Source organism: Prochlorococcus sp. MIT2302 (genome assembly GCF_059772385.1).
Map to the genome: position 1 here is coordinate 953,641 of NZ_CM186285.1, position 22,241 is coordinate 975,881.

Genomic DNA, 22,241 nt, shown 5'->3' on the forward strand with positions numbered 1-22,241 from the left:
GAATCTTTCGAAAAAATTAATATCAATACATTTTCTCTTCACATGAGTTCTAATTAGACAGCCAGCTGTCAGAGATGCAACGAAAAACATAACCTTTTTTATTTGATCATCATCAAAAAAAACTTTGATCCTGTTTGTCAAACTCTTCTTTCTAATTTACCGAAACAAGTTGAACATACTCTCGATCGACAAAAGTAAGAAAGCTAAAGTTTTTTTAACAAGCAGCATCAAGAATATATTTATCATTAGGGATATCGATGATTTCTCTAAGACCACTAAACTTATTACTAAAAGTGATCTTAAAAGACTTCATGAAAGTTGTTAATTTAGCAATTTTGAATTTATTTAATTCAAGGTAAATATTGACTCAATGCCAGTAAGGCCCATTTATCTTTTGTCTTAATTTCAAGAACTTTCCAACCAAGTGATAAAAAGAATTCTTGAAGTTCTTTAATTTGCTCAACTAATAAACCAGATAAAATCAGTTTACCTTTGTTATTAACAATTTTTTCGAAACTCGGACCAAGTGATTTAATTACAGGTGCCAAGATATTGCAGAGAATTAAATCAATTTTTTTATCGGGCATATTCGCCTCGACTTCACCGATAGAACCAATGAAAACATTTAAGCTGTTTTCAGGGAGGCAATTCAAATCAGAATTAATTTTAGTGGCAGATATTGCTAGAGAATCGGTATCAACAGAGAATGAGGTCTTAGCTCCTAATTTCAATGCAGCCAAAGATAATATTCCACTACCACAGCCCAAATCAGCGATAGTTTGACCTACTGGAGGGTCGTTGTCCAAGAATTCAATACATAAACGCGTAGAGGGATGACTACCAGTTCCAAAAGCACTACCTGGGTCTAAGCGAATAATTTTTCGTTCTAGAAATTGCTCAGGGACATCTAACCATGCAGGTAAAATTAAGATTGATTTTCCTACGGGATCAGGTTTCCAGTTTTTTTTCCAACTTAAGCTCCAATCTTCATCTTTCACTTTTATCCATTTGCATGCAGGCAAAGTCAAGTCAAAAGGTTTTGCTAACGAAATAAATGATTGGACTAAGATCTCTTGATCCTTAATCAACCATTCATTCAAAGGAAGCCATACAAACAGTTTTTCAGTGGAATTGTTTGATGGATCATGCTCTAAAGAGAATCTATGAATATCTAGCTTGCTCAAAAGCCAATAAAAAGAATCTTCTAGCTCAACTGCAATTTCTTGCTCCAATCTCAACCAAATAATCTGAGAATTATTCAACTCTGTATTCTGCTCAACTAACAAATTATAAAGTCACAGAATGAGCTTCGTTTATTCCTTGCATTGAAAGAATTGAGCCAAGCAACTCAGATGGAATAGGGTCATCGATACTTAAAACCATAACTGCCTCACCTCGAACGATCCTTCTTCCTACTTGCATTGAGGCAATATTAACATTGTATTTTCCAAGAAGTGAGCCTATCTGACCAATAATTCCAGGCATGTCCCTATGCCTCGTGAAAAGCATATGTCTACTTGGCACAAAATTTATCGGGTACTCATCAATACTTGTAATACCGAGATCACCATCACCAAAAACAGTACCAGAAACGCTATGTCCACCTTTGTCGCTAAAACTATCCAACTGTAAAGAGCCTCGAGCAAACTCTGGGCTCAATTCATCCTTAATTTCGACGACATCAATACCGCGTGCTTTTGCTTCCAATGAAGCGTTTACATAATTAATTTTATCTCCCAATGCACTAGTAAGTAATCCCTTCAAAGTAGCAATAACTAGCGGCTGAGATGGATGTTGAGCGAATTCTCCCTGCAAACGAACTTCTAATTTTTGAATCTGTCCCCCTGAAATTTGACTAACTAACAATCCTAATGTCTCCGCAAGTTTTAAATGTGGTTTAAGACTATCCATTATCTCTGCGCTTAGACCAGGAATATTTACCGCGCTGCGTGCAGGCAAACCCAAAAGAACATCTCTAATTTGTTCTGCAACATCAATAGCTACATTTTGTTGTGCCTCAACAGTTGAAGCACCTAAATGAGGAGTAAGTACCAAGCCTTTTTTAACTGCGCGTAGAGGGGAGTTCTCAGCTAAAGGTTCTTTTGCATACACATCGATTGCGGCACCTTGTATCACATTTTCTACTAATGCATTAGCTAAATCATTTTCATTAATAATTCCGCCCCTTGCACAATTCACCAATCTTGCAGTTGGTTTCATTTTTTTCAAAAGGTCCATATCAACTAAATTCTCTGTATCAGTTGTCCTTGGAAGATGAAGGGTTACATAATCAGATTGCTTGAACAACTCTTCAATATCACTTAATCGAACCTGCATTTGCTGAGCTCTTTCAGTTGAAACGAAAGGATCAAATCCTATGACTTCCATACCCATTGCATTCGCGACCTTTGCTACATGAGATCCAATCTTGCCAAGTCCAACTACTCCTAAAGTTTTCTTATAAAGCTCATTCCCTACATATTTTTTGCGATCCCAACCTCCAGAAAACATACTTGCATGTGCTTGAGGAATATTTCTAGATAATGAAAGAATCATTGCCAAAGCATGCTCTGCTGCTGCAATCGTGTTCCCACCTGGAGAATTTACAACTAAGACACCCTTTTTAGTAGCACTTGGAACATCAACATTATCAACTCCAACTCCAGCTCTACCAATGATTCTTAATTTCTTAGCCTCAGCAATCACATCTGAGGTAACTTGAGTTCCTGAGCGGATCATTAAACCATCATAATCACTAATAATATTCTTTAACTCATCTATCGAAAGACCTACTTTTTGGTCAACCTGAGCAACCTGAGTAAGAATATCTATACCTGCTTGATCAATTGGATCAGAAACAAGAACTTTCGTCATTAAAGGGCGATAAACGTGCCGATCTGAACTTTAGTGATCTATTTGCTGCTGGCCAGAATTATGTTGAGCAGGATTGAATATCCAAACATTTCAAGGAGCTAATTAGTGTCCACATTCGTAATCATCTCGAAAGAAAAGGAACCATTGAAAGAGTTAGTTCTCAAATTAAGAGAGGCTCAAACACCTATCCTTAATTGCGATCTTGTAGAACCATTGGATAAGCAATCTAAAGATGAGGAGTCAAATCTAGACACATCTGAAGAAGTTTTTTCCAATAAATCAAATTTTAATAATATCAAGCTTCTGAATCCAACTCTTGCTCGAAAGGATCGCCAAAAAACTTTGGCATCATGGTTGATTCCCTTTGGTTTTATTGCAGGTCTAAGCTTTTCTCAAATGACAGATCTTAAAACATTCGCAGACATGGGGTTCCCAAATCAATTAGAGAAGCTCTTAGGAGGCATAGTAGGAATGATTTCAGGAGCCCTGGGGAGTTTTTTTTCGGCTGGGGGCATTAGCCAAGAAACAAATGATGATTTAAGAGCTATTAGAAAAAAAAGCGAAGGAGGTTGTTGGCTGATAATTCTAGAATTACCACTAGAGATAGAACCACCCTGGGGAATTCTAAAAGAAATAGATAGCTTAGAAATTATAAATATAGGCAAAGAGTAATTCTAACTTAAATAATATTGAAACAAGGAAAATTGATGTTGGCAGCTAAAACCTAGATTTAATAGTATATTTATCAAAATCAAGCATTAATTTAAAAGAAAGGTCTAGAATATTCAAATATAAAACGAGAAATTTCTTCTCTTTTCATGTATCTTCCTAAACAAAAGATTCTATTAAATAGCAATTTTAGCGAAGAGCTAGAGGTTTTACTTGATTATGCAGAAAAGGCACTAAATGAGAGAAAACCTATATGGTCTCCTTTCGTTTCAGCACAATTAATGGAGGAAGTAAAAAAAAAATTCAATAATTTAAGTGATATAACCCTCTTTTTTGAGGGGGGATTCCCTGGTTCAGAACGTAAAAGAATATGTTTCATAAGATCTGAACAAGAAATCAACTTTCCGTCTTTAAATATTCCCATAAAAGGTATTTATCTAAAAGGAAATTTCCTATTCGATAGAGCAAAACAAAATGATTTTAGAGATACCTTGCATGAGCTCGGAGTAGAAGAAGGCGCAATTGGAGACATTTGGTTAATTAGAGATAGAGGTGCCCAAGCCATTTGCTCGCAGAAATGTGCGGATTTTATTCATCAAAAAATTGGCAAATTACGAGAAGTCGAAATCACAATCGAAGCGTTAGATCTCAATGATATGGAAATCCCTTTTAAGAGACCAGAAAAAATAATTAATACAGTTGAGGCCTCTACACGAATAGACGCCATAGCCTCTGCAGGATTTGGTTTATCGAGATCAAAAATAACGACTCAAATTAAGAAAGGCTGCCTGCGACTTAACTGGAGGCTGAATAATCAGCCCAGTAAATCGTTGGAAATTGGAGACCTAATCCACTTGGAGCACAAAGGTTCACTTAAAATACTAGATATAGATAAAACAAAAAAAGAACGCTGGAGAATCAAATTACTAAGGCAATGATTATTAGGTCCTATTGCCTGCTAACTTCATTGGGGAACTTAGCAATTTAGGTCTAAATCGATTCGCTAGGGCGATTAGCTCAGAGGTAGAGCACTACCTTGACACGGTAGGAGTCACTGGTTCGATTCCAGTATCGCCCATCAATCAAGTTTTGTTCGCTTAGATATTTGAATAAATAAAAGTAATAGAAAAGATTTAAAATTCTTACTTATCAAACATTTGATGAAGCTTAATCCATGTAATCTCACTCTCACTCTGCTCACCTCCACCAATTAGAGAATACTCACCATTAGTTGATTCTTGTTTTTCTTTTAGTTTTAACATTTCCACGCCATCAATGTTTGCAGGCATTAAACAGAAGCAAATTCCTTTGCATCAAAACAACTTTTAATGAATAAAGCCAGAAGTATTAATGATTCTTTAATCTTACAAGAATCAAGTTGCAAGATTTATTATTAATTTTTTACCTTTAGGACAGTAAGCACTGTAGTAAAAATTAGTAAATATCTTTGTTTAAGGATGAAAATAATGGAAGCAAAAAAATATTTTATATTAGAGAGTAGTCAAATTTTTATGCAAGAAGATTCTTCTTAAGCTAGTTACCAATAGAAAAACCTATTTACATTCAAATCTAAATTAACTTGCCAAAACAAACAAAATCAAATCAAATACATATTGTCCTCGGACTGGGCAAATCTGGTATCAGTGCAGCAAAGCTACTTAAATCAGAAGGCAAGGAAGTCCTAGTGTTAGAAAATAATAAAAATAAAAAATTAATAAGTATATCTAATAAACTAGAATCAGAAGGAATCAGTGTTATCTTACTCGACGAACAACTTAATATTAATAATTTCACGCCCTGGATAGGTAAAATTGATACTATAATTGTAAGTCCAGGGATAGAATGGGAACATAAAGTCCTAAAAGAATTAAGAAGCAAAAATATCAATATTCAAGGTGAGGTAGAAGTGGCTTGGGAAAGATTGAATCATGTTCCTTCAATTGCTATTACTGGCACAAATGGCAAAACCACCGTAACAAATATGCTTAATCATGTTCTAAAATCAAATGGTTTAAATACTGATATGGGAGGCAATATTGGAAAGGCATTATCTAAAATCGCCTTAGAAAGTATAAACAATCATCACCAACATTTGAACTGGCTAGTTTTAGAATTAAGTAGTTATCAAATTGAAGGTTCTCCAAAAGTAGAACCAACCATAGGCATATGGACAACATTTACGCCTGACCATTTAGAAAGACATGGTGATATAGAAACTTATTTCAAAATCAAGCGAAGTTTATTAGAAAAATCATCCATTCGAATTTATAACTCCGATGACAAATTTTTATCTAAGGAAAGAGAAGCATTACCTCAAGGAATATGGGTTGGGATAGAGGAAAGATCATCCTATAATCATCATCCAAGATTCTGGATCGATCGAAAAGGTTATATTTATGAAGAACACAAACAACTATTTCATAACTCGATACTTAAGTTGCCAGGCAAACATAACTTGCAAAACCTTTTACTCGTAACAGCAGCAGCAAGAGAAATAGGTCTTGATCATTCATCAATAGCTACAGCCATAAATTCATTTAGAGGGGTACCCCATAGATTGGAATATTTAGGAATTACAAAAAATTTAAGTTTTTATAATGACAGCAAAGCTACTAATTTCGACTCTTCAATAACTGGTTTAAAATCCATTTCCTCCCCGATAATTTTATTAGCTGGCGGCATACAAAAGAAAGGAGATCATCTACCGTGGTTAAAACAAATAAAACAATCTACTAACGGAGTGGTTTTATTTGGACTTAGTGCCAAAAACTTACAGAAAGTATTATTAGATTCTTCTTATAAAGGAGAAGTCATTGTCAAACACAATCTAGAAGAGGCGACAATAGCCTCTATTAATTTAGCCAGGGAAACAGCCTCCAAAAGCATATTATTATCTCCAGCCTGTGCAAGTTTTGATCAATATCAAAACTACGAAGAAAGAGGTGACCATTTTAAAGAACTAGTCAAAAAATATAGAGATACTCAATGATCTATTTTTTCCAAGACAAATAGATTTGGTCGGAGATCCACCCTTGGGGTAGATTTTCCCCATGATAATTTGAGTGTATTCCTTAGAATTTGTATGTTGAACAACAACCAGTTCTCACAAAATGCTATCAGTCATAAGGAATTAAGTGACTTTTTAATCAAAGCCAAAAAAGATATATCTTCATTTGATACTCCTGAAAAAAATAAATCGAAGGAAAGTCAAGAATTAATTGATTTACTTGAAGCCTGGACAGAATCAAGTCAAAAGTTACTCCTAATGATTAGCAAGGAACAAAAGGTTTTAACTGAAAACAGAAGTCCTAAATCTCTGATAGCCTTTGGGGCTATGGGAGCACATATAAATATGGCCTTGCAAGCACTCAAAGCGACAGAATCTGACCAAGAGGGTTAAATATTAGGTAGTTTATTACATAAGAAATTAAAAGAACTAAATGTGCTTTATAAAAAATATAATTAAGTATAAAATCCTTTAAAAAGGGATTATAGGAATATCTTATTTTGTCCGAACAAAACCAAAATCCATTTGTTCTCGTTCCAGAGTCAACAGCTAAATTGATGAAGTCAATATCAGGCGAAAGTATTGGTTCGGTTGATGATTTAATTTATTGTCACCTATATGGAATTGTAGGTGACTGGTACCTTTCAGAGATATCAGAAGATAGAGAAAAAGCCTTTGGATTTCAAATAATAAATTCTGAACCTGCTTGGGAAATGGATAATTGGTTAACTAATTCCAGCAAATGGGGAGAAATACCGATAAAAGCACTGCAAGAACTTGTTAATGAAAAATTTTTAAAAGAAAAAGATATTCGTTTTTTAATTACAAGAGATTTATTTTGGGAACCTACAAAGTTCTCAGAAATTAATCTCGATCAAAATACTCTTTTCTATCCAGGTACAACTGATAGAAGTTTATCTTGAATATATAAAACACTGTATTTCACTTTCATAAATAGTTTCTAATTAAAATGAAAGGAATAGACCCCAAAAAAGATCCTCTTTATTTATTAACACAAGCAGTTGAGAGAGGGGATCCTGAAGTTGGACAAAAAGTAAAAGATCGCCTTGATAAATCAGATAATCCTTCAGAAATGAGATATCTAGAAGGATTACTTATACTACTAGGTGAGAAACCCGGAGAACTAGAAGATCCACCCGACGTCGAAGATGATCCAGATGAGTATTGGCAAGAGAATGATTACTTTGAGGTCTAAATTAAAGCGATAGCAACTCCAAAAAAAGATAAAAAAGAATAAAAAATTGTTAATTTATTTATTTGATCTCCCTCTATCTTAGAAATAAAAAGCGCAAAGATAGGAGAAAGACTTAACAAAGTCCAACCAATACCTATAGGCAAAAACTTAAAAACTATTTGTTGAAATAGTATTCCAAAATTAGTACCAAGTAAGGTTGATAAAATTAAATTTAAATTCTTGTTTTTAGTTATTGATCTATTATTTAGAAGCTCAATAAAATCCTTTTTGAAAATAAAAAATAAAAACATCGATGCTGATAAAAGTCTTATTTCAGTTGTTTGTAGTGGAGTTAATGTAGAGCTGATTAAAATTATCCTTGATAATAAAGCTGCAAAAACCGCACAAAATACCGACCCTAATGCGCACAGAATACCAAGAATATTTGTTTCGCTAGCTTCCTCTTTTTGAAATGTGTTTTGACGTACAATCATAAATAAAGAAAAAGATACAATTAGAGATCCTATCCATACTCTTTGAGGATATATCTCATTAATACTCAATGTTCCTAAAGTAGTCGCAATTATTGGTGTTAGCGCTTCAAATGAGAGAGTTTTTCTAGTCCCTATTATTTTCAATGAATTTATGTACAAGGTATCCCCTATAGAAATACCAACTATTCCACTAATCATCAAAACAAATATAGAGGTTAAATCAGAAGCCCAATTTATTGTTAGGGCAACTGGCAAAAAGAAAATTGAAGCAAGAACATTTTTATAAATATTGATTTGCCTAGGTAGCAAGTTTCTAGATTCTCTACGCCAAACAGAACACGCAAAAGTCCAAGATAATACTGCAGATATAGCCGCGATAAAACCAATCATATTTATCTTTTTTGATAAATAAATTTTAAAAGAATTAAATGTTCAGTTCATCAATAGTTTACGTAGCTACTAACTAAAATAAGCTGGTTTTCTAGTTAACTAACTACTTTTTTTGCATTCTGGCTTGTTTTTCTTACTATTTAAATTAAGTTTGTCATCACTCCAAACTTCTAATACATCAGGGAAATGCTTCTCCATGCATAAATCGCAAATACCATGACTAAAACGAATATCTGCAATTTTTGAAAGGTATTTTTCTAAGTGCTGCCACTCGCCATCAGAATCCCTAACCTCTTTACAATATGAACATGTTGTTAAAATACCTTCAGTGTTATGCATATGGGTAAGAGCATCAAGAAGACGAATAGATCTTTTACGAAGTTCTAATAAAGTCACAACCTGTCTGGACAATGCCTCCATAATTTGATGCTGTTGACCAGACAAATGTCCAGGCTTTCTATCAATCACGCAGAGAGTTCCTATTCGCTGATCATTAGGGGTTTGCAATGGAAAACCAGCATACAAACGAATTTTTGGTTCTTCAACCACCAAAGGATTTGATTTAAATCGCTCATCCAATAAAGCATCCTCAACAATCAACGGCTCAGAGCTAGCAATCGCATGAGCACAAAAAGAAACGTCCCTTGATGTTTCTTTCGTCTCAAACCCACACATTGATTTAAACCATTGCGTATCTGTATCAACCAAACTCATTAAAGAAATAGGAGTTCCACAAGTCAAAGAAGCAATTTTCGTTATGTCGTCATAACATTGCTCAGGTTGAGTCCCTAAAATTCTATATTCAGCAAGAGCTTTTAATCGCTCTTGTTCTTTGCTTATTTTTGGGGCACCAAAACCCAAAACATTTCCCTAGTTATATCATTCAAGAATAGGTAATCCTCCGTAATAAAAACGAATCTCTTCTCAATAATAAATAATTAAGTTTTTATAAGAAGAACTAAAAAACTTTAAGCAAATCCAAACTAAATAGGAGAGACTCGCTAGTTGATCTAAAAAATCTAGCTTTTGGCCATTTTTGCTTTTATATAGATTTTGTAAGTACTGATATATTCTGCTAAAAGGTTTTTGTAGTCCTGATTTTAAAACTATTCTTAGTTATCAAATTATCTTCACTAATATCTATCCCTTTCACACTAGAGATCTGCCCTTTCAAGCCCTCTATTTGAAGTTGATCAATCATCTGTTGCATAACCTGGCTTTCTACTAATTTTTGATCAATCATTTCTGGAGTCATTTTCTCAAATAATTTACCTGCTTTAGAGGCAACCACATCTGATGCATTAGTAATTTTGAGAAGAATCATAATTAAAGCAAAACTTAGAAAATTGAAATTCAATTCAATTTATTAATAATTAAATATTATATAAATTTATACTTCATCTAATATTAAAGAATTATGGAAATGTAATTCAACTAAGAATCAATATAAAAATTTGAATTAAGACCAAGCATATAAAAATCCAAAGTAATATCATTCCTATTTTATTGTGGAAGGAGCCTTTCTTATAAATTGATGGACCCGACTCACAATCCCTTGTCATTATTAAAAGTAAAACAATCTAAAAATAACATAGCAATAGATTTGCATTTTGATTGCTCACGCAAACAAGCAATACAATTGAGCATCAAAATTTAAAAAATCGAGAAATATCCACAAAAACAAAATAAATATTACATAATAATATATTGAAACTTAAACATTAATTTTTTTCTTAATATTAAGCTAATGAACTTTGAACAAACAAGAAATTTAATTGGTAGAGTATTAATCTCAGCTATATTTATTTATGCAATTCCTGGTAAGATATTAAATTTCGAAAGGACAGTTGAGGTTATATCAAATAAAAATATACCTCTTACTTTAGCACCATATTTATTAATTTCAGCAATCATTTGCTTGGTTTTTGGTTCGATCCTTTTCATTTCGGGATTTAAGCAAAAATTAGGCGCCTATCTTCTACTAATCTTTATTGTACCAACAACCTTTATATTTCATTTCTCTCCTTTCCAAGCAAAAGCTTTTCTAATGAATACATCTCTGATTGGAGGTTTACTACTCGGTTTAAATAATCTTAAAAGGAACTCACTTAAAGAAATTTTTAATAATCAGACAATTAAAAAACAATAATATATCTACTTATTTTTTTCAATTTTTGTTTGAAGCTAATTCAACTTAATTTCAATAGAGTTTTCTAGTTTACGCTTTACGGAACAATCTTGAACTGTTCTTTGAAGGATTTTATACTTTTCATAGTCCATAGCAGATATATATATTCCTAAAGTAAGGTTCTTTATTTTTCTTAGTCCATCTTTTGTCATTATTTTGTAAACATCAATAGGAATATTTTCAAGTTGCGACCCTATACGTTTTGCCTCAATACCCAAAATCGTGATTACACAAGTTCCCAAAGGAGATGCTAAAAAATCAGTTGGGGGAAAATCTTTTCCTTCGCCATCATGGCCTTTGGGTGAATTAGTATGAATCGCACTCCCTAAAAAGCAATGCTTCGCTTCAATGCGCAATTCCCCAATATATTTGCAACTAATTTTTGTGGAGTAGGTATAAGTATCTTTTTAGTTTTTGATTTAAAGGCCTCAACTTTAGTTTTATTTACCAAATTTATTCGTTAATATAAAGTATGAAATAATTTCCTTTTATCATCGATAAAACAACTATGATGACAGATAAAAAATAATATGGTTTTACAGAAATATTCTCTCATTCTTAAGTAAATGATTTTTATTTCATTTTTCCTTAGTTTACTTATTACTCTTAATCCTTCACCAAATTTCGATTGCGATGGGAACACATTAACTGCCGTCATTAGAAACAACTTAAATGGAGATTTTTCAATAACAAATGATATCTCCAATATTGATGAAGGAGCATTTATAGTTCTTAATTGGCGCGATATCAACCTTATGCTCCCAGTATCTTTTAAGGTCGGTGAAATATCTTTCACCGACAAGAAATGGTTATGGAGTTATAAGGATGAAAAAAATGGATTAAGAATGGATAAACCCAGATTTGCTCAACTTTTACCTAATGGAGATATTCAAGAATTTTCTTGTCAAGCTATTTACCCAGAGGACGTCGTTTCGTAAAGAAAGTCTTAAGCAGGCAATAATTAAGACATGTCATTGCTAGGTATTAAGTAACTGAAAAAAATTAAATGACTGTATCAAGATCAAAGAGATTTGTATTTGTAGATACGAAGCAAAATGTAAATAAAAAACAAGTTTTTATTTTTGGATCAATAATTGCAAGTAGTTGCTTAGGTGGTGCTTTCTTGATCGCACTTTACATTGAATATCTTCATAATCCAACTTTTCACAGTTTTTTTCAATCAAGAGGGATATTCCTATGAAGCTTAAGTTCATCGTTACCAGATACTAATCAAAAAAAAAGCCCCCGAAAAGTAGGAGCTTTTTATTTAGAAAATTTATAGATGTTTTTGGAATTAACCAGCAAATTGATCGGTTTCAATGACTGCTGATTAGATATCAAATATATGAACATCAATAATATGTTTCACGATTTTGATATCTTTTCGACGGTTAAACAAAACCAGGAATAATTTGGCCTGTTGTTGCATATGCACCGATTAAAGCTACACAACCGAGTAGCGCTGCATATCCATTAAGCCTTTCTGCGGTTAGCTTTTCAGGGTCAATGTTTGTTGTGATGTTCTCTTTCGTAGTCATCACACAACTCCTGGGATAAGTTGGCCAGTAGTTAGGTAGATACCTGTAAGAAGTACGAAAGCCATCATTGCTGGTCTGCCGATACTTCTTTCCAAGATTGTCTTATTAGATGGTTGCATGATTAAGACTTAGAAAATACCAGGAATTATTTGTCCGGTTGTTGCATAAGCGCCAAAGGCTGCAACGAAGCCAAGCATTGCTGCCCAACCATTAAACTTTTCTGCTTCAGGAGTCATTTGGAATGGATTAAGTATGTAAAGGAATGTAACGAACTATCATTTGATGTTGATGGTGGGCAACCGAACATAATAGTAAAAATTATCAAGTGCATTAGAAAAATCTATATAAAAACAAAATCTAAGTGCTTGTATTGTCTTTGAAACATCAAAGATCACTATAATGTTCAAAAGTCAAATTAAAACGGAATTTGTACGACCCTTCGATTGGACAAGATTCACTGACCATCATTGATGTTGTAGGCGTATTAATAGGTCATGTCCTTTTTGGAGTCGCTGCTACTCTTTTTATTGATTGGAGTTGGATCCCTTTAAGCGCTCAACAAAGAAAAACTGGTCGATCACTAAAACAAATTAAAAGAAGCTGGGGCTGGGACGAAAAACCCGATAAAAATGATGCGCTTCGCAGCTAGAAAATAGAAAATCCTTAGTAAAAAACAACTAGTAATCTTTTAGTCCCTAGTTGAGTCAAATGATTTGAGTTGATTTGTATCATGAAATCTACAAATTTTTGAAAGATCTATTAATAATATATAAAATAGTTTTCAATTCAGACGATCCTTTTTGTGATTGCCATCTTGAATCCTCTCTACTATCAAAAAAATTTTTTTACCCTTAAAAAAACGGAATTAAAAATTAGATCTTGGAAAATTATTTATCTGTGTTTATTGTTTATTACAATAGTTATAGGTAATTATAAATAATTTGTGTTTCGTAAATATATTTTTTAGTTTATTAATATCTTTAATTGACTAAAATAGTTAGTAAATAAAGTTTTGCGCTAAACAACGAAATGACAGGTGAAGATTGTACTCGTCTATTTAAGTCTGCCTATGAAAATAGATACACATGGGAATCAGATTTTTCAGGTTATGAAGGGAAATGTTCATGGACAGATGGCAAAAGAGAAGTAGAAGGAAATTTTTGCTTGGGACAAGATTTAAAAGCTACTGTTCACGATATAGATGACGAAGAAATAAACAAAGCCATTTCTTCACAACTTTGGGAAGTTGCCATTCATAGAGTGAGAAGATCATTTGAACAAACCCATGGTAAAAATACTTTTACTTTTGGGGATAAAAATGAAATCGGCTTAGAAGTTATAGTTGGAGGGAAAAACAAAGGTGACAAATATAGGGTCAAAAACGATATAGTTACAATGGTTTATAGGCATATTCATGGGAATCTAATAATTATTCTCACTGAAGATGTCCTTCATACTGGCAATGGCTACTTAAGCAAGAGTTATTCCAGCCAATATCTTGATCCAATTTCAAAAAAAGATTTAAAGGGAAAAAACTTTTACGAAGATACTTTTGTACCTTTATTCAAAGGAGGACCTTGGGTTTTATCTTCCAGAGCCATACATCAAGAATCTTCAAAAGGTTCAGCAATGAATAGACAAGTATTTTCTTTTTCGGAGTTAAAAAGTCTTTGCACAAAGTAATTTAAGCAAACTCAATCTTTGCAGAAATAATGATTTTCATAAAAATATCTAACTAGATTAAACCCGGGATTTATAAGTTAACTAATTTCGATTATTAATAAATGGCAAGGACAAGAGGTTTACAAATGCTTCTTGATTTGTCCCTATTCATGTTTTTCGTAAAACACCTCACGTATCCTTTTTAGATACAGGCGTAAATGTATCAAAGAAGCCGATGATTTCATCCATCACAGAAATGCCATATCTCCCCCAAGTGACGATGATTTTGATCAGTATTACACTCATCATCAAATTGAACACCATTTAGTGATTGAAGGTAGTCGAAAATTCACTCTTATCAACCCTAAATGAGATGTGCCATACCATGTTTTTTTTCGGTAGAGAGAGTGATGCACTTCAAACACTATTGGTACATAGCCCCCTATCAAAGTCAGATTAAAAGGCAGTAATCCGTGCAAAACATCTTAAAGTAAGATAATCTCTGCCTGTAAAATAATGCAATTTATTGCTTAGTTGCTTTTTTTATTTGTTTGTAAATTACTATTGGTTTTAGCCAGATCAGCCATGCCTGGATTAGGGATAATGAACTGAGTTAGCATTTTATGAGAATCATGAGAAATTCAAAAAATATTCAAAACTTATACAGAACTAACTATTCATTTTCTACTTGAAACTCTTTTAATGAGTCACCGTAATAACTCATAGCCAATTGAAGCAAGACCCAATTCATAGCTCTTGACATTGTTATCTCGAAATGACTTCAAATTAAAGATGGCTTATATTTCACAGCCTTGCCATGAGTAATTATTATTTTTAAAGGATTTAAAAATAATACGTTAATAATTTAGGATTAAATCAAGATTCAATTTAGTTATCAAAACAAGTAAAGATAAGTAATTATTCAGAGCATTTGTTCATTTTAAATATACACTTTGCATATAAAGCAATTAAAGGTATTGCATGGTTTTTCTATCGAATCCACAGGTATGGCACTTGCCAGGCACTTGGTCTGAGCAACCTATTGATGGCCCTTACTTAGGTATGACTTCAAGTCAATTAAGTTGGTTGGCTGCATCGATTTTGGTAACCTTATTGATGGCTTTTAGTATTTACATCCTTGAGACGAGCAAGTCAAAGCGTAAAAGAAGTTCCTAAGATATTTAAGTAATTAGAATTTACTTACTCGGTAATTAATATTTTATGACTTATATTATTTTGTATTTTGCTGGAATAGCCTCAATTTGGTGGGTTTATAAGGTTGGATGGACTGAGGCTCTAAAGACCATTCTCAGCGTTTTAATACCTTCTTTATTAATTATTCTTTTTAATGTCAAAGCAGGAAGGCTCATATTCAAAAATCCCACAGTTGGGATAATAAGTGTTCTTCCTACCGCAATTTTTATTTATCGAGGATCAAAGCCTCTCGTATTTGGAATTAATAGTTGGATAGATAGGAAGAGAAACGAATTTATTTATTCACAAGAAGTGGTTGATGCCGAGGTGGTTTCTGAAGAGGAAGCATAAATTTAGATTTCAACAACGTAGTCATAGTGGGAGATCTGAAGAGAAGAAAACTCTAAACCCCTTTGTTTGGATTTATTTCCCATCCTAAAAAAGTAAATTCTATTTTGAATCTCAAAAAATTAGGAGTTTCTTTATTCTTTTATTAGTTATATTTGTTGAACGCTTTGAATAAATGGCGATAATGAAGTGATTAATAATTCAACCATGACAGATAACGAGCCAAAGTGGGATTACACCACCAAAGAAGGAAATTTTGCTGCAGGAGCAGCCGTTGTTGGAGGGAATTTACTAGTTCTTATTATTTACATTCTATATAGAACGGTTCCCTCTGTTCACCATTTTATTATCGGGAGATAACTCATACTTTTCCTGGGAAACGACTTAGTTATTGGAGAGCAAAATTCTCAGTATCTTCGGTTAGTTGTTGATTGCGACCAGATAAAAGTCAATAAAAAAGCCATTCCAATTAAAGGAAGAAGGCTTTTAATTAAGCCAACTAGAACCAAAACTCCTATTCCGGCAGAGCTATAAATTGCCCATTTAGGAACATATCTACCTGCTCTACTCCCTTTATTACTTGAAGGAGGAATTACTTCTGGATCAATAGTCATTTCAACTGAAACAAATCAACCTATAATTAGAATAAATTCATTCAAAAGGAAAACAAGCCCCTAATGAATACTGTAATCATGAGAATTTTTTGCTAACCATACCCCTATATCTAAGTTTAATGAAGCGTTTATGTTTTTTTAGTTTCTTCAAATAATCCAAAAAAAGTCCATGCTATTAATGAAACAAGTCCTATTAGCAAAGACAAGATGGCAAAAGTAAATTTCCCTAAAAAAAGAACTGCAATAGCTGCTGTTATGAAAATTAAAGAAAAAATTAGATAAGTATTGGCAGGGATTTTTTTTAGTAACTCCATAATTCATCTATTAAAACATATTTATTAAAAAGGAAACTCAGATTTTATCCATAAGGCAGACGTAATTTTCATAAGTAACCACATAACTAAAGCGCCCTCAAGAAAGCCAAACCAATAAAGGGCGTAATTAGATATCCCCATTTCTTTTTGAGCACGTTCAACAAATGATTTATGCCATTTAATCAACTTCACTATTCATCTGTATACATAAAATTATTATAGTTAAAAGCAGCAAATAGCAACTTCTTTAGGACAAGAGCATGTCTTTTTCATGCGAGCTGTTTTTCTACTCAACAGTTCTTGGACTAAGGAACTAAAGTCAAACATAATTGTTTTATTGAATTAATAGCTACTAAAATGAGTCATTTAAAAACTTATAAAAATATCACTCTAGGGATTTAACTAATTCAGCAACGTTGATAGGCATATAAATGCTGGGGTATTATTCTAACAATATGGATATATTAATATACCTGAAATTATTGGTTTTATAAATTGATTTTAAATCATCAATGCACATACAAGTGAGCTTTCTCTGAAACTTTGAATCAGAATTAAACTACACATAAATTTTCCATTGAAATACATATTAACCAGGTTATCGACTCCCATCCCCATCCTCTGGCTTGAGTCGAACTACGCTCTAAATAGGCAAATCTGACGATTGAGGAGCAAAAGTCACATCGCTTTCCCATTATCAAAAAATCAATGGTGACAATTTGATCTAAATCTGTTTTTCGTCGTCAAAAAAAACAATTACGTTGCTATTAGGCTAGCTCAGACAACTCACTTAGCTCAATCCATCTATCCTCATGCTCTTGTATAGCTTCAATAAGCTCTGCTAATTGATGACTAATTTCACTAATGTCTTCATCACTATCAGTTATTTTTTTTTCTAAAAATATTTTCTGTTTTTCTAACATAGGAAGCTTAAGATCTAGTTCTTTTAATTCTCTAGCTTCTTTAAAACTCAATTTTCTGACAGTTTGTTGAGGTTTTGATTTATTTTCTGATCCAACCTCGTTATGTGAATTATTAACTATGTGATCTCGGCCTTTGGCTTCTTTATTTCGCTCCTCTAATATTTTTTGTTCCAAAAATCGAGAGTAATTACCTTCATATCTTCGTAAGTGACCATTTTCAAAATGAAAAATTCGATCAATAGTTCGATCAAGAAAATATCTATCATGCGATACGACTACGACACAACCTTTGAAGTCCTCTAGAAAATCCTCTAACACGCTTAGTGTTTGTATATCTAAATCATTTGTAGGCTCATCAAGCAACAATACATTTGGAGCTTGTATGAGCATTTTACAGAGAGCAAGTCTTCTTTTTTCTCCTCCTGAAAGTTTAAGTAGAGGACTATGTTGCTGACTAGGTGGAAACAGGAATTTTTCTAAGAGTTGAGATGCGGTTATTTGTTTTCCCCCATGTTCAATTCGTAATGCCGCTTCCTCCACGAATTCGATAACTTTGCGCTGTTGGCCTTCCCCTTGATTTAAATCATTTGTATGTTGGTCGAGATAGCCAATATGAACGGTTTCTCCAAGTTTTATTTTCCCACTAGTGGGTAATCTTTTACCTGCAATTAGATCTAAAAGAGTCGATTTACCACTTCCATTTGGACCAATGATACCCACACGATCCTCAGGACTAAAGCTATACGTGAAATTATGTAAAAGATCCAAATTATTTTCTTTTTCATTTAAAGAGAGTCCTACACCTTCAGCTTCAATTGCGATTTTTCCAATTCTTCTACTCAATGAATTCATTTCTAATTTAGCTTGGTAATGATTTTTAGGTTTCGCTTGCATTTCAGCAATCCTTTGAATACGTGCTTTTTGTTTTGTGCTTCTTGCTTTGGGACCTTGTCTTAACCAAGCTAATTCCTTTCTTAAAACACCCTGAAATTTTTTCTTTGTAGATGCCTCTGATTGTTCTTGTTCAACTTTTTGTTGAAGAAATTGGCGATAATTTCCGGAATACTTGCGAGCTTCTCCATTATTGATTTCAACCATCCGAGTAGTAATACGATCAAGAAAATATCTATCGTGAGTTATCAAGACAAGAGCGCCGTCATAATGGTCTAACCAATTTTGAAGCCATTCCACTGCAGATGCATCGAGGTGATTAGTAGGTTCATCAAGAAGCAAAACATCTGGTTTAGATACAAGTGCAGCGGCAAGTCCCACTCTTTTGCGGTAACCACCAGAAAGCTCTTTTGCAGGCTTATCTAAATCTTTTATACCTAGTCTTCTTAGAACATCTTGGCATTGTTGTTCTAAATTCCATGCCCCAGCGACATCCATAAGTTCACTTGCATGGCCAAGTTTTTTCAAAAGGTCTTCATCTTCTGGGTTTTGAGCGATTTTTCTACTTAGCTGACTGAAATTAAGTAATAATTTTCTTTTTTCTCCACACCCTTCAAGAACTTCTTCCAAAATACTTTTTTCACTGTTGTAACTTGTTTCTTGCCCAACCAAAGATATCCGCAAAGATGATAAACATCTCCTTTCTCCTTCCATCAATGGTTCTACTCCTGCAATGACTCTCAAAAGTGTTGACTTTCCAGATCCATTGGGACCAATCAAACCAAGTCTCTCTTTTTTATTTATATGAAGATCTAAATTTTTAAAAAGATTTTTTATTCCAAAGTCTGTAGAAGCATTAACAAGACTGATCAACACAGCTTACGTCCTCTTGTCCATAACTAAAGCCAACTCATAAATATTACCCCCCCTTAGTCCTCATGATCTTTTTCAAAGCTTGAACATGAAATTTATAAATAAATTCTGTCATTACTTAATAGCCATACACTCTATCTCAACACTTACAACAACTAGGAATATATGATTAACTGCAAGAGCAGAAAGCATAAACAAGAAACTTAGCGAAAGAAATTGCAGTACTGCTCTACCCTTGAGCTAACCCTTCCAGAATCTTTTAAGCCTAGTAACCTAGCAGCATCACCACCGTTAATTTCGACTGCATAGTATCGTCCACAAATATTCTTGGTTTCATAAATTCGATCATCAGACTTAACAGCCATCGGAGACATAAGAGCAAAAGATAGAGCCATGAAAAAGATACGGTTCATTATTTTATTTATGAGATAAAAAACTTTAGAGCCTTTTAAGAGTAAGATCTTACATAATTATTTATACATGTAAAAATAAGGATGAATTTTTTAGAGAGAGTTCTTTCAAATTACTTTCTGGCTTGGAGTCAGATTTTCAACTACAAAGATAAAACAAGTAGAGTACCTTTTTGGCACTTTTTTATCCTTGATGGATTAATAGGAGCTGTGGTTTCAATTCTATCTAATGACAACTTTGCTAATGATCCAAATGATTTTTATACCATCTCTGAAGGATATGATTGGAGTTACTTGTATAGTATTCCATCTTTTTTAGTTTTTGTAGCTTTATTAATCAGAAGGCTGAGAGATATAGGTAAGGAAAACTTAGTTTTATGGGCGTTTTGTTCATTTATTCCTTTCTATAATCTTTATATATTTGCTCAGCCGTCCTCTAAAAAATAATCATTTCCTACCTTTAAAAGTCCGAGGATAAGGAATATTAAGTGCATTAAATCTTTTCAATTTTTCACTACGCCTATAGTACTTATAAAACAAGTCGAAAAGTGTCGAAACTCCTAACCAAGATAGAATACAACTTATTAATATCCGTGCCCCTTCAGTTGATGCAAGCCAATAGATAATAGGATCAACTATAAAATTAATACTAACTATAAAACCAATAAACAAAGAGAAAGTCAGACAAGCTATTACTAATAAAGCTCTGATTATTTTTTTTGTATTGTAATTTTTCATACCCAAATGTTTAAAATCCTATTAGGAATCTATATTTTCTATTCTCAAGCAATATAGATAGTAAAGGAATTTTAATGTAATAAAAGTTGATTCAGCTTTTATATTGTATATATAATTGACAGATCAAAAGTAGAAATTACAAACAACTACTTTTAGTAGACATATACAACAAATAAGTATTAGATAATAAGATAGCAATCAGGCAAGGGGCTTACGTAATTCATCTAAGCATTTAAACTGCTTATAAAAAAAGTTTATGGAAGTTTACAAACTGATCTCAGAGAGTAATTTATATTAGCTACCTTTAGCAGATGGCATTTCATCAATCTGTCGAAGAAACGATGTCAGGCCTTACATGTCATATGTCTAAAAGAACTGATAAATTCAATACTGGAGATCAGTTAGCTATTTGTCAAGAATACAGAGAATGGATCAAAACATAAAGAATAAAAACCTTGTTCCACAGAACATATTCTTTATAAATACATCTACTCTTGCGAGAAATAATCAATAAAAAGAAGCCCTCGCTTTAAATTTTACAAAGTTACTAAACTTATTGAGATCCTATACTTACTCACAAATCATTTGATAAAGATGAAATTAACCTTTAGATAATTAAGAGTGAACTTAATGCAGATTCATCCTCAGAAATTGATCAAGTTGATTTAAGCTTAATGATTTATAAATGCAGACAAATGTTCTATCTTTAGGATATATTTAAACTCAAAAAATACGCTTTGAAATTTCAAGGAGCTTTATTTATGAGATCACAACTTTGAATGAAGAAAAAGCAAAAGATTTTCTTTAATTGCATAGTAAATGGAAAAATTTAGCGAAAATCAAATTTATTGATTAAAAAAATTATGCGTCGCTTGGTATCAGGAATAGTTGGTCTAGCAGCTCTATTAGCTGGTTGTGCGACAACAAATCAAGACAATAGTTCTAGACTTAACCTGATAAAAAATCGCAACGAGTTAATTTGTGGAGTAAGTGGGAAAATTCCTGGATTTAGTTTTCTGAAAAGTGATGGTAGTTATGAAGGAATAGATGTCGATATATGTAAAGCATTTGCTGCTGCATTTATAGGAGATTCGGAAAAAGTCCAATACAGGCCTCTAACTGCAGCAGAAAGATTTACAGCTATAAAAACTGGGGAAATTGACCTGTTATCAAGAAATACCACTTTCACTCTCAGTAGAGATTCCTCAGGAGGAAATGGGTTAACTTTTGCACCAGTTGTTTTCCATGATGGGCAGGGATTGATGGTCAAGAAGGAAAGTAAAATTAGAAGTATGAAAGATCTTGCAAATAAATCTATATGTGTAGGTTCAGGCACAACCACTGAGCAAAATATAAATGATGCATTCGAGAGTGCCTCGCTGCCTTACACACCAATTAAATATCAAGACCTTAATCAAGTAGTTGCTGGTTATTTACAGGGTCGTTGTTCAGCCATGACTTCTGATCGTTCACAATTAGCAGCAGCCAGATCTGGTTTTAAGAATCCAAAAGAACATATTATTCTAGATGATGTATTAAGTAAGGAGCCACTTGCTCCAGCCTCCGATGGCCAAGATCAGAAACTAGCTGATGCGATGAGATGGGTTATCTTTGCCCTAATATCAGCAGAAGAGCAAGGGATAACAAAGTCAAATATTGGTGAAAAAGTACATCTCGCAAAGAATAATCCTCAATTAAAACCTTTAAGAAGATTTCTAGGTATTGATGGAGGCCTAGGAGAAAAAATTGGCCTTAGCAACGATTTCGTAGTTAAAGTAATTAGCTCAACTGGCAATTATGGCGAGATTTACGAAAGAAATTTAGGTCAAAATAGCGAGGTGCCTATTCCAAGAGGACAAAATGAGTTATATAAAAAAGGAGGTGTACATATTTCACCACCATTTAACTAAAAATAATTT

The 22,241-nt window shown here is 33.1% G+C and carries 32 protein-coding genes and 1 tRNA gene; 18 read left to right on the top strand and 15 right to left on the bottom strand.

What is annotated here, in order from left to right; translation table 11 throughout:
* Positions 1-350: 350 nt before the first annotated feature.
* Both prmA and serA read right to left on the bottom strand, forming a co-directional pair.
* Positions 351-1,262: a 50S ribosomal protein L11 methyltransferase gene (gene prmA / locus AC6EI2_RS05640; protein WP_498463408.1), complete on the bottom strand. Its 912-nt coding sequence runs from the start codon at positions 1,260-1,262 to the stop codon at positions 351-353.
* Between the two features lie 25 nt (positions 1,263-1,287).
* Positions 1,288-2,874 (bottom strand): phosphoglycerate dehydrogenase, encoded by a 1,587-nt coding sequence (gene serA / locus AC6EI2_RS05645; RefSeq protein ID WP_498463409.1) that lies wholly within the window; start codon positions 2,872-2,874, stop codon positions 1,288-1,290.
* 105 nt (positions 2,875-2,979) lie between these two features.
* Between serA and AC6EI2_RS05650 the strand changes: the two genes are divergently transcribed.
* The 3 genes from AC6EI2_RS05650 to AC6EI2_RS05660 all read left to right on the top strand — a co-directional run bounded on the left by AC6EI2_RS05650 (position 2,980) and on the right by AC6EI2_RS05660 (position 4,621).
* Positions 2,980-3,546, top strand: a complete 567-nt coding sequence (locus tag AC6EI2_RS05650; RefSeq protein WP_498463410.1) for a hypothetical protein — start codon at positions 2,980-2,982, stop codon at positions 3,544-3,546.
* Between the two features lie 146 nt (positions 3,547-3,692).
* On the top strand, positions 3,693-4,481 hold the full coding sequence (locus tag AC6EI2_RS05655; protein ID WP_498463411.1) for a photosystem II electron transport protein, Sll1252 family: 789 nt from the start codon (positions 3,693-3,695) through the stop codon (positions 4,479-4,481).
* A 68-nt stretch (positions 4,482-4,549) separates the two neighbouring features.
* Positions 4,550-4,621 (top strand) — tRNA-Val (locus AC6EI2_RS05660).
* Positions 4,622-4,685: 64 nt separating this feature from the next.
* Here AC6EI2_RS05660 and AC6EI2_RS05665 read toward each other — a convergent pair.
* Positions 4,686-4,832 carry a hypothetical protein gene (locus tag AC6EI2_RS05665; protein WP_498463412.1) on the bottom strand — a complete coding sequence of 49 codons (147 nt, stop codon included), beginning with the start codon at positions 4,830-4,832 and terminating at the stop codon, positions 4,686-4,688.
* Positions 4,833-5,122: 290 nt separating this feature from the next.
* On the opposite strand from AC6EI2_RS05665, the gene murD reads away from it, so the two are divergent.
* From murD to AC6EI2_RS05685, 4 genes are all read left to right on the top strand, one after another.
* Positions 5,123-6,532, top strand: a complete 1,410-nt coding sequence (gene murD / locus AC6EI2_RS05670) for a UDP-N-acetylmuramoyl-L-alanine--D-glutamate ligase (protein WP_498463413.1) — start codon at positions 5,123-5,125, stop codon at positions 6,530-6,532.
* A gap of 93 nt (positions 6,533-6,625) precedes the next feature.
* The gene (locus tag AC6EI2_RS05675; RefSeq protein WP_498463414.1) at positions 6,626-6,943 is read left to right on the top strand and encodes an MATH domain-containing protein; all 318 of its coding nucleotides are present in this window, start codon (positions 6,626-6,628) and stop codon (positions 6,941-6,943) included.
* 107 nt (positions 6,944-7,050) lie between these two features.
* Complete coding sequence (locus tag AC6EI2_RS05680) at positions 7,051-7,473, top strand: hypothetical protein (RefSeq protein WP_498463415.1); 423 nt, start codon at positions 7,051-7,053, stop codon at positions 7,471-7,473.
* A gap of 47 nt (positions 7,474-7,520) precedes the next feature.
* Complete coding sequence (locus AC6EI2_RS05685; RefSeq protein ID WP_498463416.1) at positions 7,521-7,766, top strand: hypothetical protein; 246 nt, start codon at positions 7,521-7,523, stop codon at positions 7,764-7,766.
* On the opposite strand, the gene AC6EI2_RS05690 is transcribed toward AC6EI2_RS05685, so the two are convergent.
* The 3 genes from AC6EI2_RS05690 to AC6EI2_RS05700 all read right to left on the bottom strand — a co-directional run bounded on the left by AC6EI2_RS05690 (position 7,763) and on the right by AC6EI2_RS05700 (position 9,953).
* Complete coding sequence (locus AC6EI2_RS05690; protein WP_498463417.1) at positions 7,763-8,629, bottom strand: EamA family transporter; 867 nt, start codon at positions 8,627-8,629, stop codon at positions 7,763-7,765. The genes AC6EI2_RS05685 and AC6EI2_RS05690 overlap by 4 nt on opposite strands.
* A 99-nt stretch (positions 8,630-8,728) precedes the next feature.
* On the bottom strand, positions 8,729-9,490 hold the full coding sequence (locus tag AC6EI2_RS05695) for a GAF domain-containing protein (RefSeq protein WP_498463418.1): 762 nt from the start codon (positions 9,488-9,490) through the stop codon (positions 8,729-8,731).
* A 214-nt stretch (positions 9,491-9,704) separates the two neighbouring features.
* A complete protein-coding gene (locus tag AC6EI2_RS05700) occupies positions 9,705-9,953 on the bottom strand; it encodes a DUF8653 family protein (RefSeq protein ID WP_498463419.1) in 249 nt (82 codons plus the stop codon).
* 423 nt (positions 9,954-10,376) lie between these two features.
* On the opposite strand from AC6EI2_RS05700, the gene AC6EI2_RS05705 reads away from it, so the two are divergent.
* Positions 10,377-10,778: a DoxX family protein gene (locus AC6EI2_RS05705; RefSeq protein ID WP_498463420.1), complete on the top strand. Its 402-nt coding sequence runs from the start codon at positions 10,377-10,379 to the stop codon at positions 10,776-10,778.
* 35 nt (positions 10,779-10,813) lie between these two features.
* On the opposite strand, the gene AC6EI2_RS05710 is transcribed toward AC6EI2_RS05705, so the two are convergent.
* Positions 10,814-11,173 (bottom strand): OsmC family protein, encoded by a 360-nt coding sequence (locus AC6EI2_RS05710; RefSeq protein ID WP_498463421.1) that lies wholly within the window; start codon positions 11,171-11,173, stop codon positions 10,814-10,816.
* 210 nt (positions 11,174-11,383) lie between these two features.
* Between AC6EI2_RS05710 and AC6EI2_RS05715 the strand changes: the two genes are divergently transcribed.
* The gene (locus AC6EI2_RS05715) at positions 11,384-11,755 is read left to right on the top strand and encodes a DUF8671 domain-containing protein (protein ID WP_498463422.1); all 372 of its coding nucleotides are present in this window, start codon (positions 11,384-11,386) and stop codon (positions 11,753-11,755) included.
* 68 nt (positions 11,756-11,823) lie between these two features.
* Positions 11,824-12,018 (top strand): hypothetical protein, encoded by a 195-nt coding sequence (locus AC6EI2_RS05720; RefSeq protein WP_498463423.1) that lies wholly within the window; start codon positions 11,824-11,826, stop codon positions 12,016-12,018.
* A 190-nt stretch (positions 12,019-12,208) separates the two neighbouring features.
* Here AC6EI2_RS05720 and AC6EI2_RS05725 read toward each other — a convergent pair whose 3' ends face one another.
* Genes AC6EI2_RS05725 through AC6EI2_RS05735 form a run of 3 tightly spaced genes read right to left on the bottom strand, consistent with a single transcriptional unit; the run spans position 12,209 to position 12,591 of the window.
* The gene (locus AC6EI2_RS05725; protein WP_498463424.1) at positions 12,209-12,355 is read right to left on the bottom strand and encodes a high light inducible protein; all 147 of its coding nucleotides are present in this window, start codon (positions 12,353-12,355) and stop codon (positions 12,209-12,211) included.
* Entirely contained in the window at positions 12,355-12,474 is a 120-nt protein-coding gene (locus AC6EI2_RS05730) for a high light inducible protein (protein WP_011294968.1), read from the bottom strand. Before AC6EI2_RS05730 ends, AC6EI2_RS05725 begins: the two co-directional genes overlap by 1 nt.
* 9 nt (positions 12,475-12,483) lie before the next feature.
* Positions 12,484-12,591 (bottom strand): high light inducible protein, encoded by a 108-nt coding sequence (locus AC6EI2_RS05735; protein ID WP_011125327.1) that lies wholly within the window; start codon positions 12,589-12,591, stop codon positions 12,484-12,486.
* Between the two features lie 191 nt (positions 12,592-12,782).
* Here AC6EI2_RS05735 and AC6EI2_RS05740 point away from each other — a divergent pair, with 191 nt between their 5' ends.
* From AC6EI2_RS05740 to AC6EI2_RS05760, 5 genes are all read left to right on the top strand, one after another.
* Positions 12,783-13,004 (top strand): hypothetical protein, encoded by a 222-nt coding sequence (locus tag AC6EI2_RS05740; RefSeq protein WP_498463425.1) that lies wholly within the window; start codon positions 12,783-12,785, stop codon positions 13,002-13,004.
* A 380-nt stretch (positions 13,005-13,384) separates the two neighbouring features.
* A complete protein-coding gene (locus AC6EI2_RS05745; RefSeq protein WP_498463426.1) occupies positions 13,385-14,038 on the top strand; it encodes a DUF3386 domain-containing protein in 654 nt (217 codons plus the stop codon).
* 960 nt (positions 14,039-14,998) lie between these two features.
* Positions 14,999-15,193: a hypothetical protein gene (locus tag AC6EI2_RS05750; protein ID WP_498463427.1), complete on the top strand. Its 195-nt coding sequence runs from the start codon at positions 14,999-15,001 to the stop codon at positions 15,191-15,193.
* Positions 15,194-15,238: 45 nt separating this feature from the next.
* Positions 15,239-15,562, top strand: a complete 324-nt coding sequence (locus AC6EI2_RS05755) for a hypothetical protein (RefSeq protein ID WP_498463428.1) — start codon at positions 15,239-15,241, stop codon at positions 15,560-15,562.
* A 186-nt stretch (positions 15,563-15,748) separates the two neighbouring features.
* A complete protein-coding gene (locus tag AC6EI2_RS05760) occupies positions 15,749-15,919 on the top strand; it encodes a hypothetical protein (protein WP_269606777.1) in 171 nt (56 codons plus the stop codon).
* A gap of 47 nt (positions 15,920-15,966) precedes the next feature.
* Here the strand turns inward: AC6EI2_RS05760 and AC6EI2_RS05765 are convergent, their stop codons facing one another.
* The 5 genes from AC6EI2_RS05765 to AC6EI2_RS05785 all read right to left on the bottom strand — a co-directional run bounded on the left by AC6EI2_RS05765 (position 15,967) and on the right by AC6EI2_RS05785 (position 19,569).
* Positions 15,967-16,173, bottom strand: a complete 207-nt coding sequence (locus tag AC6EI2_RS05765) for a hypothetical protein (RefSeq protein WP_498463429.1) — start codon at positions 16,171-16,173, stop codon at positions 15,967-15,969.
* Between the two features lie 128 nt (positions 16,174-16,301).
* The gene (locus AC6EI2_RS05770) at positions 16,302-16,487 is read right to left on the bottom strand and encodes a hypothetical protein (RefSeq protein WP_498463430.1); all 186 of its coding nucleotides are present in this window, start codon (positions 16,485-16,487) and stop codon (positions 16,302-16,304) included.
* A 24-nt stretch (positions 16,488-16,511) separates the two neighbouring features.
* Positions 16,512-16,679 (bottom strand): hypothetical protein, encoded by a 168-nt coding sequence (locus tag AC6EI2_RS05775; RefSeq protein WP_498463431.1) that lies wholly within the window; start codon positions 16,677-16,679, stop codon positions 16,512-16,514.
* 575 nt (positions 16,680-17,254) lie between these two features.
* Positions 17,255-19,177 (bottom strand): ABC-F family ATP-binding cassette domain-containing protein, encoded by a 1,923-nt coding sequence (locus AC6EI2_RS05780; protein ID WP_498463432.1) that lies wholly within the window; start codon positions 19,175-19,177, stop codon positions 17,255-17,257.
* Positions 19,178-19,377: 200 nt separating this feature from the next.
* On the bottom strand, positions 19,378-19,569 hold the full coding sequence (locus tag AC6EI2_RS05785) for a hypothetical protein (protein WP_498463433.1): 192 nt from the start codon (positions 19,567-19,569) through the stop codon (positions 19,378-19,380).
* Between the two features lie 99 nt (positions 19,570-19,668).
* Between AC6EI2_RS05785 and AC6EI2_RS05790 the strand changes: the two genes are divergently transcribed.
* From AC6EI2_RS05790 to AC6EI2_RS05800, 3 genes are all read left to right on the top strand, one after another.
* The gene (locus tag AC6EI2_RS05790; protein ID WP_498463434.1) at positions 19,669-20,031 is read left to right on the top strand and encodes a DUF805 domain-containing protein; all 363 of its coding nucleotides are present in this window, start codon (positions 19,669-19,671) and stop codon (positions 20,029-20,031) included.
* Positions 20,032-20,633: 602 nt separating this feature from the next.
* Positions 20,634-20,765: a hypothetical protein gene (locus tag AC6EI2_RS05795; protein ID WP_498463435.1), complete on the top strand. Its 132-nt coding sequence runs from the start codon at positions 20,634-20,636 to the stop codon at positions 20,763-20,765.
* Between the two features lie 420 nt (positions 20,766-21,185).
* Positions 21,186-22,232 (top strand): amino acid ABC transporter substrate-binding protein, encoded by a 1,047-nt coding sequence (locus AC6EI2_RS05800; protein ID WP_498463436.1) that lies wholly within the window; start codon positions 21,186-21,188, stop codon positions 22,230-22,232.
* The last annotated feature ends 9 nt before the right edge of the window (positions 22,233-22,241 follow it).